Raw genomic sequence first — 13,166 nt, forward strand, 5'->3', positions numbered from 1 at the left:
GCGCACTGTGCGATCAACTCCACTGCGACACACTAGGTCTTCACAATCACGTTGCCGAGAGACCATAGCTATCAAGATCTGCGCTAGGCATATCCACGCACTATTCCGCCGAACAAAGGCAAATCCTGCTGGAGTGACAAATGGTCTTCGAAGTCATCGACAGTATCTCCCTCGCGTCAGGTGAGGCGAACGAGGATCGCTACGGACATTGCGGCGGACTAATGGCATGGGTCATCGATGGCGCCACTGACGTCTTAGAAACACCACTGATCGGCAGTGGGACCGACGCCGCTTGGTTTGCGGAAGCAGTTCACCGCACTATCTCAACCGCCGCACTAATGCCGCCGGAGCACCTCGACGACTTTCCGGCGCGGATATGCGAAACCGTCGCTGCTGCATTCGATCGCGCAATCACGCGCCAACCTGCCGGCCGGCATGAATATCCGTCTGCGACAACAATGATCATTCGCGCCAATGGTGATCGCGTCGACTATGTCGCGGTTGGTGACTGCGCGTTGATCGCACAAGCCGATGGGAACACGCACACCGTCGGGCTAGGAGGCGCGGAGGCCGGTGATCGGTCGACGGCAAAAGTCGTTGTTAGCCTTCAAGAGCAGAATGCAACTGCCTCACACGACGAGGTGAAAGCGCTCATATGGCCGAAGATTCGAAAACGCCGCGCAAAAATCAATTTGCCGGACGGATACGGTGCTCTGTCCATAACACCACCGCCGCCGAAGTTTGTCGCAACCGGTAGCCTCGATGTCACGCCAGGTGATCATATCTTGATTGCAAGCGATGGCCTCACGCGCTTGAGCGAACTTTACCAACGTTACAAGCCAAACGAATTGATCGACGCCGCAATCACACGTGGCCTAGAGGCGATCGTAAGAGAACTACGCGAAATCGAAATTGCGGATGCGTCTTGCAAAAGCCATCCACGTGTCAAAGCAACGGACGACGCCACCGGAATACTCCTGAAGATCATTTGATCTCGGCGCAATCAAAAATAAGATAACTTTTATTCCGCAGCTTCTTTGATGATTGACTCCAGAAGTTTGTCGACATTCTCCAGCGCTTTGCTGGAAGCTTCCCCTTTCCCTGCTCCCGGTCGGCGATACCCGACATGAACGACACCGGGTTCGGCGGCCGTTTCGTAGACAAACACAATGAACGGGCAAAAGCCGACGTTGGTAGGATCCGCCTCCATCATCTCCCGCGACAGCTTCGCCGAGCAGAATAAAAAGAATTTGGAACCGGTATAAATCGTCTTTGTCGAACCGACATCTCCACCGGTTCGCTCAAGCATTTTGTTCACCTCGCCGCTGTAGTCGATCGTCAATCCCTGATTGATGATCGCACTCTCGACATAAGCGGCAACATCAGCGAACGACTCCTGCGTTGAAACGCTGTTGAACTCTGACGCGCGTACAGCCTGAGGCAGAAAAAACGTTGCCATGAGAATGAGGTGAAACAGCCGTTTCATTTTCTTGTTCTCCGCATTGTCCTGCCCTCGCAACAACCGGCCCGCGGGCACTCACTGTTCGATACCGAGATCCGCAAATTTAAATCGTAGAGACTCCAACGTCTCACCGTTGACACCTTTAATTGTCAGCGCCACCTGCGCGCGCTCCCAGTCAATATCAACGAGACCAAAATTCGCCTCGCTGAATAACGCCGTAAGCAGCTCATCGGTTCTCCCGTCGCGTGACGGCCCATAGGGCCGGTTAAGCGAACTCGCTGTAAGTTCGGGCACGACCTGGCTGCCATTCACTGTCGTATAATAAATCGCCGACGCATGCCGGTCTCCCGAAAGCAGGATCGTACCCCTGGCGCCGACATCTCCCAAGAGCTGCAAAAGACGTGCGCGTTCCTTCGCCAGATTGCCCCAGCGTTCAAAGCCATGACCTTCCGACAAAACCTGTATCGATGAGATCAGGAGACGTATCTTGGCTGGCTTCTTGAGTTCTGCCTCGAGCCACTGCCATTGCGCTTCTCCGAGCATCGTCTGGTCCGGGTCGAAGGACGGTTCATAACGCCCCCAGAACGGGAATAGGTCGCCTTTGACCTTGAGAGCACTCCGAAAGGAACGCGTGTCGAGCATGATAATCTGCACGCGCGCATCATCGGGCCCAAAATATCGCGAATAATAAATCCCACCTGCAGGCTGAGGCGGTGCCATTTTCCAGAAATCGAGAAAGAGCTCAGTCGATAGCTCCCGATGCTGGAAATCCGCGCCTCCGTCATTAAGACCGTAATCGTGATCATCCCATGTGGCGAGAAACGGCAACGCGGCACGCGCTGTTGCGAATTCGGGTTGAACGGCCTGCATGCGATAGGCCTCGATCAGCTCATCCCCACCTGGGCTTTTGATATCCCCATAAACATTGTCGCCGAGCATGAGAAAAAGCTCTGGCCTTTGCTTGAGCCCAAGAACACCTTCCCAAATGGGCTGCGGGTGCAATTGGCTGAGACACGATCCAACCCCGATGCGAGTGAGCCGAGTTTGAGCATCCAATTCGAGCCAGGGCGTTTGCAGCGCAACAGATGTTTCTCGTACAGCTTCGGGAAAATCGGCTTGAGAAGCGGAAACTTCGGGCGTCCGCACCTCGATCTCCGCCGGCATCGATACTGAGCGCGTTGCCGTATCGCCGTCTGAAACGGCCGAGACAATTAGCAGGACCCCGACAACAAGCATCACCAACGGAATGCCAACAGCAAACCAAATCATATTCGAGGAACGAGACTTAGCTACTTGCAGTGTATTTCCCGAATTCGGAGAGGAGTGTGGAGAAGAGGTGTCGGGATCGTCACGCACAAATCGGTCCTCAACTCAGGTCATGCAGCGCCACTCGCGGTTCTAAAATCGCGAGGCGATATCGCAACAAAGTAGGTGCTCAACCGCAAATCAGTGTGACAAGGGCGGAGAGATCCGCCAGCAGAGCGTCCCCACGCACCGCTATGAGATAAAGGCCCCCGGCGATCACCAGTCCGACGACAGCGAAGACCACGCGCCGAACCCACGATGGCATAGCGAGATCGCCGGAAGTCACGATCCGATCGTCAGCATGGTTGTTCATGGCTCTGCCACTCCACGTAGGGGCGATGCACCCGCTGTCGCCATCTGCGGATTCAACCGCGCCACTGGCCGCTCTACGATAGGCCAGTGAACGATCGCAGCAAATAGCCCAAGCGCGATCGAGATCCACCACATCGCATCATAGGACTGGAAGCGATCATAAATCGCGCCGCCAAGCCACACACCCAGAAACGATCCGATCTGATGCGAAAAAAAGACAACGCCGTAAAGCATGGTCAACCATTTCGCCCCGAAAAACGTTGCGATCAGCCCACTGGTTAGCGGAATGGTCGACAACCATAGGACGCCGAGGAGACCACTGAGAATGATAATCGTCGGCCCATTCATAGGCAGATACAGGAAGCCGAAGAAGATGAAGACGCGGCAAATGTAAATGAGGCTGAGCCCGTAGCGCTTTGGCAGTCTGCGGCCCCATTGACCTGCGAGATAGGTCCCCAAAAGGTTACCCACACCGACAGCCGTCAGCCCCCATACACCGATCTCAGGACCCAGCCCCTGATCCGCAACGAACGGCGGCAAATGCGTTGCGTAAAAGATGACGTGAAATCCGCAAACAAAAAATCCGAGATTGAGGAGCCAGAAACTCGGCAGCCGCATCGCTTCCCGGAAAGCCTCGCCTGCCGATTGAGCCGAACTCTGCGTCGCCTCGTAAGTCGCACCTCCGCACAGCGGCCATACGAGCAACAGAATAATCATCGCTGTGCCCGCAAGCACGATGAGGCTTGTCTGCCAGCCCAGCGCCTCCATCAGCAGATGAGAATACGGCAACGCCAGAAGCAGCCCGATGCCTGCACCAATGCCAACCGTCGCGATTGCAGCCGTCCGCTCTTCCGGCGGAGCTGCCCGGCCGACGGCTCCAACGGTCGCGTTGATGCCCGCTCCGGCGACCCCAAGCCCCAAGGCAACGCCAGACCAGATCAGATCCATTTCTGTCTTGGCCCAACACATCAGCAGCATGCCAACCGCCGTCGACACCGCACCGAACACAATGACGCGCCCCGCACCATACTTGTCAGATATGATCCCGAGAAATGGGGCGGCCATGCCCCATACAAGATTAGCCAGCGCAATCGCCAGCGCGAAAGCTTCGCGGCCCAAAGACAACGCCTCGGAAACCGGAACGACATAAAGTCCCATAACCTGCCTGAGACCCATGCCAATCGCGGCAATACTTGCCGCAGACAGAACGAGCAGCCAAAGCGGGCGCGCGTGGAATGGTTTACGCGCCTCAAGGACGGTCATTTTGATGCTCCGGTTTCAATTTGGTGCGACGAGAGTTCAGTCCGTTCGAGTTCGACGATTGGGCCGTTGTTTTTCTTGAGCCCCCGGCCGACAAGATCAATCCGGTCTACGTCCTCTCGGCGCGTAAACCTCAGCAAATTATATCGCGCAAGCACGCCAACGTCCTTTGCAATCGCATAGGAACCCGACGCAATTCCTATAACGGGTATTTTCCCACGTTTACCATCCGCATAAGTCCGCATATTGCGGTGATTATGCCCATGCAAAACGAGCTCGGCGCCATGCTGTTCTAATACCTCTCGAAACTCGTGTGCATCAACGAGTGCACGCCTCGGCGAAGCCTGCCCAGGCAACGGTGGATGGTGTATCAAAACAACACGGACGAGACCGTCTGCACGTAATTTATCGAGAATTCGTCCAAGCGCCGAGCGCTGCTTTTGGCCAACACGACCCGCCGCTACGAACACCGGAGTGGGAATTGCCGAATTGACCCCAACCAACGCGACATGACCAATTCGCCGCACATAAGGAAAGCCACTGTCACCCACTGAAAAAGCGGCACCGTAGCTGTCCGGCGACATGTAGTCGGCCCAACGCTGCACCCCCTCGTCACGGCGCATCGGCACATAGATGTCGTGGTTTCCGGGAATGACACTGACAGCGTCGGGTGAGCCCAGATTTTCTAGCCAGAGACGCGCAGCGGCCAGTTCTTGCGGCAACCCAACGTTCACGAGATCTCCGGTCACGGCGATATGATCCGGCGTCTGCGCCTTCATATCGGCAACGATATCTGCGACGACATCGGCCCGGCACACCCGTTTGCGCGAGCGATGCCAATTGATATAGCCAAGTGCGCGCTTCACATTCCAATGACGCGGTCCGAATCCCGCAATGGGCGAAAGGTGGACATCTGAGATGTGCGCGATCGTTACAGTGTTTTCTCGTACCACCAGCCTGCTCCAGACGGCCCAAATTCATTGCCAGCGAACGGATCTACGTAAAAGGATTAGCCCGTGCCAATATCCTGGATTTTGAAACGCGCGCGCCAATCTTACTGGCGCATGACCCGCCCCCTCACCATCGGTGCTCAAGGGTGTGTCATAGCACCGGACCGCCGAATTCTTTTGATCCGCCATACCTACAGGCCGGGTTGGCACTTTCCGGGAGGCGGCGTTGAAAAGAACGAGACCATCGAGACGGCACTAGCCCGAGAACTGAAAGAGGAAGCCGGCATTCAAATGACGGGGCGCCCCCAACTCTTCGGCATATATGCGAATTTTCGCTACTTTCCCAGTGATCACATTGCACTCTTCGTAGTTCGGGAATGGCAGCAACCCGTCGCCCCGAAGCCAAATTTTGAGATCGCCGAACACGGCTTTTTCTCGATAGACGCCCTGCCAGAACAAATCCACGCCTCAACACGCGCCAGAATTGACGAAATCAAAGGATCTGTATCCGTGGCAGAACTCTGGTAGACAATCCACCTCTACCCACCCGCCAATCGAGCGAAAGAAGCGACAAGAAAAAACCACCCTGAGGACCACACGCTCGTGAATAACCAGCTTAAAGTTGAAGCAGCTCCCGTCATCACCCGACCGGCAGAGCTTTCTGATTTGCCGGAAATTTCGCGCTTACACGCACGCGCATTCGGCCCCGGACGGTTTGCCCGTACGGCTTATCGCGTCCGCGAAGGCCGCACGCCGGTTTCTCCCTATTGTCGTGTTGCCGTTGCAAACGGAGCCATCATCGCGGCCCTCCGTTTCACGGAGATCTCGATTGGCGGAACCACGAGAGCACTACTTCTCGGCCCACTCGCCGTTGATCCGGCTTTTGCCAATAGGGGCTATGGGCGTCAGTTGATCGCTGAAGGCTTAGATTTGGCCCGTGCGAACGACATAGCCCTCGTCATCCTTGTCGGCGATGAGCCCTATTACGCGCGGTTCGGGTTTAAGCCGCTTCCGCCAGGAAGCATCACATTCCCGGGCCCCGTCAATCCGGCACGCATCCTCGGCCTGGAACTTCAAACCGGCGCAGCAGCCAGTTTCCACGGGTTGATCCAAGCCGCCTAAGCTGAAGAACAGCGGCTGGGATCACCGGATCGTCTAACCTCAATCCTCGAACGGATCACGCATGAGGATCGTGTCGTCGCGTTCTGGCGAAGTCGAGAGTAACGTCACGGGGCACTCAATGAGTTCCTCGATATGACGCACGTACTTGACGGCCTGCGCCGGCAAATCCGCCCACGTTCGTGCACCACGTGTGGAAGCTGACCAACCTTCGAACGTTTCCCAAATAGGACGCACGCGCGCTTGCGAGTTTTGTCCTGCCGGCAGACGTTCGATGCGCTCACCGTCGATCTCGTAACCGACGCAAACCCTAACCTCGTCAAAGCCATCGAGAACATCGAGCTTCGTCAACGCGATGCCATCGATCCCACCGACCTTGATCGCTTGTCGCGCGAGCACGGCATCGAACCAGCCACAACGACGTGCCCGTCCCGTGACGGTGCCAAACTCGTGGCCCCGCTCACCCAACGTCCGACCAATCTCATCCGTAAGTTCGGATGGAAATGGTCCAGAACCCACACGCGTCGTGTAGGCCTTGGCAATGCCGAGAACGTATCCAAGATTACGAGGACCAATGCCCGATCCCGTCGCCGCCTGCGCCGCCACCGTGTTCGAAGAGGTGACGAACGGATACGTGCCGTGATCGATATCAAGCAGAGTGCCCTGAGCACCCTCGAACAGAATGCGCTTACCTGCGCGGCGAGCGCTATCCAACAACTCCCACGTGACGTCCATGAAGGGCAGGATCTTCGTCCGCACTTCAGAGAGCTCCGCCATTAGCGCGTCTGCGCCCACCTCAGGCTTGCCCAGCCCGCGCCGCAAAGCATTATGGTGAACGAGAATGCGTTCAACCTTTGGACCGAGGGTGTCGAGGTTTTTCAAATCGTTGATGCGGATGGCACGGCGGCCAACCTTGTCTTCGTACGCAGGTCCAATCCCGCGTCCGGTCGTGCCGATCCGACCGCCTCCCGCAGCTTCCTCGCGCATTTGGTCCAGCTCTCGGTGAAGCGGAAGGATGAGGGTCGCATTCTCTGCAACGCGCAGGTTATCTGCCGAAACGTTCACACCCTGCGCCCGCAGCCGTTCGATTTCGTCGCACAGCGCCCACGGATCGATCACCACGCCGTTGCCGATGATCCCCATCTTTCCTCCGCGCACGACGCTGGAAGGCAACAGCGACAGCTTGTACGTCTGCCCGCCGATAACCAGAGTATGGCCGGCGTTATGACCTCCCTGAAATCGAACGACGATGTCGGCGCGTTCCGACAGCCAATCAACAATTTTGCCCTTACCTTCGTCACCCCATTGGGCGCCAACAACCACGACGTTCGACATCTCGACCCTTCGTAAAAACACCGAAAGCCCCGGCACATGCCGGGGCTTTGAGATACTATAGTGCGTTCTGCCCCGTCTGAAAACGTTTATGAGTGCGACAGACGCTCTACAAGCCGTACAGAGAAAAAAACGCTTTTATAATCAGAATTTAAGAACGCGCTTCCCGTCGCATGCGCATGCCACTGATGGCAAGAACTATGCCGATAAGCCCGACCAGCACGTTGGCTATATCCAGTCCGAGTTCCAACAACTTCATATTGTTGAGCTTTTCCTGGCGCGTTCCACCGCCCTCAACACGCCGGGCCTGCGCGAAACTATCGGCGCCTGGTGAAGCCTGCGGTCGGGACGCCGAACGCTCCTGCTCCGGTGCCGCATTCTCTTCGCCAACGATCCACGAATAGCGCGCCAGCGCATCGCCTTCATGCATCAGTCTGTAGCCAAGCACGCCCGCCGCGACGGCAAACAGGATGAGCCCCAGGAAAATGTATCCGCGCCTGCCCATTCGAGCCTCCCCGATTTACGTAGTCTTGTTACTGGCCGTACATAATCTCGCGTGGCGACGGCCAAGCGACCTTATATCCGAAGTCAATGACCTTCTCTTCATCGACGTCAATCTGACTGTCCCAACTTATGATGCCGCGCTTGTCTTCGAGATTCTGCCGTGTCGGCTTATTCGCTCCGATGAACTCGACCGTAATTCCTTGCTGCTTAGACACTGGCAATTGATCGAGAACAGACAGAGTGATGGCGCGCTCGTGAAGGTTTTTCACACTGATTTTGAATTCACGCCGATCATTACGGGACGAGGAAATCAGACCACTCTCGCCTTGAACCTCTCCTGCAACCGCATAGCGGACACGCACGAGGTCGTCGGTCCCAAAACCAAGTTCCACCTCTTCGTTACCGCTCACCAGCGGCAACCGTCCCGTTCCGACGAACGTTTGATCGCGGAACAGCGAGACCTGTCCCGGCAACAGCGCCTCACGATCGGGTAGCTTAAATTTCGCGTAGAGATAGGCCGTAGGGTCAAGCTTGGGTACGGTCTTCACAACGAGCTGCGGCGCAACGGTATTTTGCGTGAGCTGCACGCGTTTGGTTTCACCCGTATCGGGAACTGAAGTTCGCTCCGAGACGCGATAAAGCGCCTGGAAGGGCGCGTTCTCAACGGTTGCCAGTCGCTGCTGCACTGCAACTTTGCGCGCGACCGCACCCATACGTTCGCGCGAATCCGCAATAACGGCTTCTTCTTGGGGACGGTTTCCGGCATCACCACGACGCTCCATCATCACTTGCGGAGCAGGAGAAGGGGGTGGAAGCGGCTTCGGCTCGACTCTGAAGTCAACAGTAATAGGCGTGAGCTCGGGAGCTGAAGATCCGGCCTTGGGTCGCGTCGTCGAGAGCGTCAACGATACGTCCTCCCAAGCCTCCCCGGTGCGTTGGGTAATGGTAGCACGCCGGACGAGATCCAGGCTTGGCTCAACGGTCTTCGAGCCTGTCGAAAGCCGTGCGTCGTACGACGGCTGCCAGGATGCGCCGCGCACCTGATAACGAACGATCATCTCGGCATCGAGCGCCGTTTGCGCCGCAACCGAGACCTTGATCTCTGTTCGCTCCTCCCTTTTGGGGGCCAGCAGAGCAAGCTCCTTTTGCAGATCTGCGATACGCCGGTCGAGATCTCGAATTTTGACGTTGGCCTCAAGGCGACCGCTCTGTGCGTCGTTCATGCTCGTGCCGATCAGCGCAAAAAGCGCTGACCAATCTTCGCGCGGAACCAAGGCGGACGCACCGGGCTGCGCAGGCTGGTTTGGCAGAGCCGCGAGGTTTTCAATGAGCCTGACTTGAGTGTCATATGCGGAGATCTGACCCTCGATAAGGGTCCTTTGATCCTTGAGCTTCTCGATTTCATCATCGATACGACGACGGGTCGAAGCCGCCGCTTGCGCATCGTCACGAGAGATGAAGATGCGACGGCTGTCGACCGCACCAATTTCCAAGACGCCGCTGGCCTTGCCTTCAACGCGTATTGAACTTGTATCAGCCTGTGCAGGCAGATCCTCGAATACGAGTGTCTGCGCACCGCTGTCCAACTTCACTTTGGCAACGCGCGTCACTTCCGCACCGGAGGGAAAGACCAGCACGCTATCGATCCGCGAGGGAACCTTTATGTCTTCCGCCACCGCTCCCGCGACGGTAACGACGGCAAAAAGGCAGGTGAAAGCAGCGCGCAGCATTGAGTGCCCCTCGTAGTGCTAAGTTTGTTCGGATCGGCCCGAGAAAATATCCCCTCGTGCGGCCTCAAGGCGACCGCATTATGACGACCGGTCCGAAAGGAGCATCAAAATCTTAGTCGGCGCGCCCGCACAACGTGTTTGAGCTGGGAAACCTGCTTCAATACCTCATCAGAAACGGCATCATCGAGCGCGACAACGGTAACGGCTTCGCCGCCAGGGGTCTCGCGCCCCAGGTTAAACGTCGCAATGTTGACCCCGTTTTCTCCCATCAGCGTCCCAAAGTTGCCGATGAAGCCGGGTTTATCCTGGTTGCGCACAAACAGCATATGCTCGCTAAGAGCGAAATCCATATCGATATCACGCACCTGGATAAACCTTGGCCGTCCATCGACGGAGATCGTTCCCGCTACGGACCGCTCATAGCTATCCGTCTTCACCGTCAATTTGACGAAACTCTCATAAACATCGTGCTGAGAACACGTCATCTCTTCAACGGCGATCCCGCGTTGAGCTGCGTTGTGGGCGGCAGACACCATATTCACGTCCGGCATGGACGGACGCAGCAATCCACCCAGCGCCGCAGCGGTCAGCGGCTTCACATTAAGCCCGGCAGCCTCACCGCAATATTCAAGCCGAACACCCTTGATCGCCACGTCCGTTAACTGCCCGGCAAACGAGCCGAGCTGCTCTGCGAGCGTAACGTACGGCATCAATCGCGGCGCTTCTTCCGGCGTAATCGAAGGGAAGTTGATGGCGTTGGTAATCGCTCCCTTCAAAAGGTGGTCTGACATCTGCTCTGCGATCTGCAGTGCGACCTTCTCTTGGGCCTCGCCGGTCGACGCACCGAGGTGAGGCGTACAAATGACGTTGTCGAAGAGGAATAGCGGATGATCTGTTGCCGGCTCATGTTCAAAGACGTCTAGGGCCGCTCCCGCAATGTGTCCGGCACGCAATGCGCTTGCGAGAGCCCCCTCATCAATCAAACCTCCGCGCGCACAATTGATGATGCGAACGCTCGACTTCGTCTTCGCAAGAGCCTCCGCTGACAGGATGTTGCGTGTCTTATCTGTAAGCGGCACATGAAGAGAAATGAAATCCGCGCGCGCCAACAACGCGTCGAGTTCGACCTTCTCGACTCCGAGAGCCACCGCACGTTCTTCCGTTAGAAACGGATCGTAAGCGATCACGCGCATCTTGAGACCGATGGCCCGGTCGGCAACGATTGCACCGATGTTTCCGCACCCGATCACACCAAGTGTCTTGTTGAACAACTCAACACCCAGGAATTTCGACTTTTCCCATTTGCCGGCATGCGTTGAAGCATTCGCCTGCGGGATCTGGCGCGCAAGAGCCATCATCATCGAAAGGGCATGCTCCGCCGTCGTGACCGAATTACCCGAAGGCGTATTCATCACGATGATGCCTTTAGCCGTCGCAGCCTTGACGTCGATATTGTCGACGCCAATTCCCGCGCGCCCGATCACCTTGAGGCGATCCGCAGCCGCGATGACTTTCGATGTCACCTTGGTGGCCGAACGCACGGCAAGTCCGTCGTACGCGCCAATCACTTCCAGGAGACGCTCCGGATCTTTTCCAAGCGACGGGTCAAACGTCACGTCAAGGCCGCGATCCTTGAAGATCTGAACGGCGGTTTCAGAAAGCTTGTCCGTAATGAGGACCTTGGCAGTAGTCATGGATGTTCATCCTAAGAAACGAAACAAAAGGGGAGACACTCAGGGGCCATCCGCGGCCACACGCTGCGTTCAGCTTTCGCGGATGAGATCGGCTATACACCGCTCAAAAGCCCAGTCGAGCCACGGCAGCAGCGCCGCCACATCGGCCGTTTCGACCGTGGCTCCAGTCCAGATGCGCAAACCTGGAGGCGCATCCCGATAAAACGAGATGTCCTTCGCAGCATCTTCAGCATCAAGCAGCGACGCGATGCCTTTGGCGAACTTCGCCTGCCCATCACGATCCAGAGACATCACGCGAGGATCAACGATCTTCAAGCAAACCGAAGTGTTGGAATAAGTTGCCGGATCGTCAGCAAGATTGGCGACCCAATCCGTTGCGTTGACCCAATCGATGAGCACGCGAGCATTCGCATCCGCCCGGGCCATCAAGCCCTTGAGACCGCCTTGATCCAGGGCCCACGCCAAAGCATCGAGATAATCTTCAACGGCCAGCATCGACGGGGTGTTGATCGTCTCGCCAACGAAAATGCCGTCGATGAGCCGGCCATCCTTCGTGAGGCGAAAGATCTTCGGCAACGGCCAGCGAGGGTTATAGGACTCGAGTCTTTCGACTGCGCGAGGGCTGAGGATAAGCATGCCATGCGCCCCCTCGCTCCCCAGCACCTTCTGCCAAGAAAACGTAAGCGCATCGACCTTGCCCCAGTCGATGGGCTGCGCGAAGGCACCCGACGTCGCATCAACCAGGGTTAACCCCGAACGATCCGCCGCGACCCACTCAAAATTGGGAATACGCACACCTGACGTGGTGCCGTTCATCGTGAAAACGACATCGCGCGAGAAGTCTACTGCACTGAGGTCCGGCAACCGGCCGTAATCAGCTTCCAGGCGACGTACATCATCCAGCTTGAGCTGATTGACGATGTCGCTGACCCAGCCTTTGCCGAAGCTCTCCCAGGCTAGGACATCGACACCGCGCTCACCGAGAAGCGTCCACATTGCCGCTTCGAAGGCACCGGTGTCCGAAGCAGGCATGATGCCGATCCGGAAATCGTCCGGCACTTCAAGAACAGCCCTGGTCCGATCGATAGCGAGCTGAAGGCGCGCCTTACCTTCGCGCGCACGGTGGGATCTGCCGAGAAATGCGTCCTTGAGAACCGCGGGGCTCCAGCCTGGACGCTTGGCGCAGGGGCCCGAAGAAAAATGCGGATTAGCCGGCCGAACGGCAGGCTTAGCAAGTGTCGTCATTGTACACTACCCTTCCAAGTAGCAGCCTCCCGTTGGGGGGAGGTGTCCCACTGACGACAATGACAGATCTGATCCGGGTCCGGCAATCTCAACGTTAGGATCATACGACCGACGGGCGACCAGCGCTTTACACCCGTTTAAACATCAAAGCGGGGCAACCGGTCATCCGGTTACCCCGCTCGCATCAGGCCCGTCCGCATATGACCTGACGTCAAAAACCTATTTAGCGATAACAACCGCTGTCAGCGTAGAC

13 protein-coding genes are annotated in these 13,166 nt (G+C 57.0%); 3 read left to right on the top strand and 10 right to left on the bottom strand.

What is annotated here, in order from left to right; all coding sequences use genetic code 11:
* Positions 1 to 140: 140 nt before the first annotated feature.
* Positions 141 to 992, top strand: coding sequence for a protein phosphatase 2C domain-containing protein (locus K5845_RS04495; protein WP_287958474.1), 852 nt, complete (start codon positions 141 to 143; stop codon positions 990 to 992).
* A 29-nt stretch (positions 993 to 1,021) separates the two neighbouring features.
* On the opposite strand, the gene K5845_RS04500 is transcribed toward K5845_RS04495, so the two are convergent.
* The 5 genes from K5845_RS04500 to K5845_RS04520 all read right to left on the bottom strand — a co-directional run bounded on the left by K5845_RS04500 (position 1,022) and on the right by K5845_RS04520 (position 5,292).
* Positions 1,022 to 1,486 (bottom strand): DUF302 domain-containing protein, encoded by a 465-nt coding sequence (locus K5845_RS04500; RefSeq protein ID WP_076605364.1) that lies wholly within the window; start codon positions 1,484 to 1,486, stop codon positions 1,022 to 1,024.
* 51 nt (positions 1,487 to 1,537) lie between these two features.
* On the bottom strand, positions 1,538 to 2,731 hold the full coding sequence (locus K5845_RS04505; protein WP_287958475.1) for an alkaline phosphatase D family protein: 1,194 nt from the start codon (positions 2,729 to 2,731) through the stop codon (positions 1,538 to 1,540).
* 166 nt (positions 2,732 to 2,897) lie between these two features.
* Positions 2,898 to 3,080, bottom strand: coding sequence for a hypothetical protein (locus tag K5845_RS04510; RefSeq protein WP_046475703.1), 183 nt, complete (start codon positions 3,078 to 3,080; stop codon positions 2,898 to 2,900).
* Positions 3,077 to 4,342, bottom strand: a complete 1,266-nt coding sequence (locus tag K5845_RS04515) for an MFS transporter (RefSeq protein WP_046475699.1) — start codon at positions 4,340 to 4,342, stop codon at positions 3,077 to 3,079. The genes K5845_RS04510 and K5845_RS04515 overlap by 4 nt, the downstream gene beginning before the upstream one ends.
* A complete protein-coding gene (locus K5845_RS04520; RefSeq protein ID WP_287958476.1) occupies positions 4,339 to 5,292 on the bottom strand; it encodes a metallophosphoesterase family protein in 954 nt (317 codons plus the stop codon). Before K5845_RS04520 ends, K5845_RS04515 begins: the two co-directional genes overlap by 4 nt.
* Before the next feature lie 63 nt (positions 5,293 to 5,355).
* Between K5845_RS04520 and K5845_RS04525 the strand changes: the two genes are divergently transcribed.
* Both K5845_RS04525 and K5845_RS04530 read left to right on the top strand, forming a co-directional pair.
* Positions 5,356 to 5,817, top strand: a complete 462-nt coding sequence (locus K5845_RS04525; protein ID WP_287958477.1) for an NUDIX domain-containing protein — start codon at positions 5,356 to 5,358, stop codon at positions 5,815 to 5,817.
* 75 nt (positions 5,818 to 5,892) lie between these two features.
* Positions 5,893 to 6,411, top strand: coding sequence for a GNAT family N-acetyltransferase (locus K5845_RS04530; RefSeq protein WP_170832425.1), 519 nt, complete (start codon positions 5,893 to 5,895; stop codon positions 6,409 to 6,411).
* Between the two features lie 39 nt (positions 6,412 to 6,450).
* On the opposite strand, the gene K5845_RS04535 is transcribed toward K5845_RS04530, so the two are convergent.
* The 5 genes from K5845_RS04535 to K5845_RS04555 all read right to left on the bottom strand — a co-directional run bounded on the left by K5845_RS04535 (position 6,451) and on the right by K5845_RS04555 (position 12,913).
* A complete protein-coding gene (locus K5845_RS04535) occupies positions 6,451 to 7,743 on the bottom strand; it encodes an adenylosuccinate synthase (protein WP_046475688.1) in 1,293 nt (430 codons plus the stop codon).
* 148 nt (positions 7,744 to 7,891) lie between these two features.
* A complete protein-coding gene (locus K5845_RS04540) occupies positions 7,892 to 8,245 on the bottom strand; it encodes a hypothetical protein (protein ID WP_046475685.1) in 354 nt (117 codons plus the stop codon).
* Between the two features lie 28 nt (positions 8,246 to 8,273).
* Complete coding sequence (locus K5845_RS04545; RefSeq protein WP_287958478.1) at positions 8,274 to 9,974, bottom strand: mucoidy inhibitor MuiA family protein; 1,701 nt, start codon at positions 9,972 to 9,974, stop codon at positions 8,274 to 8,276.
* Between the two features lie 104 nt (positions 9,975 to 10,078).
* Positions 10,079 to 11,668 carry a phosphoglycerate dehydrogenase gene (gene serA, locus K5845_RS04550; protein ID WP_090227650.1) on the bottom strand — a complete coding sequence of 530 codons (1,590 nt, stop codon included), beginning with the start codon at positions 11,666 to 11,668 and terminating at the stop codon, positions 10,079 to 10,081.
* Positions 11,669 to 11,737: 69 nt separating this feature from the next.
* Positions 11,738 to 12,913 carry a phosphoserine transaminase gene (locus K5845_RS04555; RefSeq protein WP_287958479.1) on the bottom strand — a complete coding sequence of 392 codons (1,176 nt, stop codon included), beginning with the start codon at positions 12,911 to 12,913 and terminating at the stop codon, positions 11,738 to 11,740.
* Between the last annotated feature and the right edge of the window lie 253 nt (positions 12,914 to 13,166).

This window comes from Filomicrobium sp., assembly GCF_025698805.1.
GTDB classification, from domain to species: domain Bacteria; phylum Pseudomonadota; class Alphaproteobacteria; order Rhizobiales; family Hyphomicrobiaceae; genus Filomicrobium; species Filomicrobium insigne.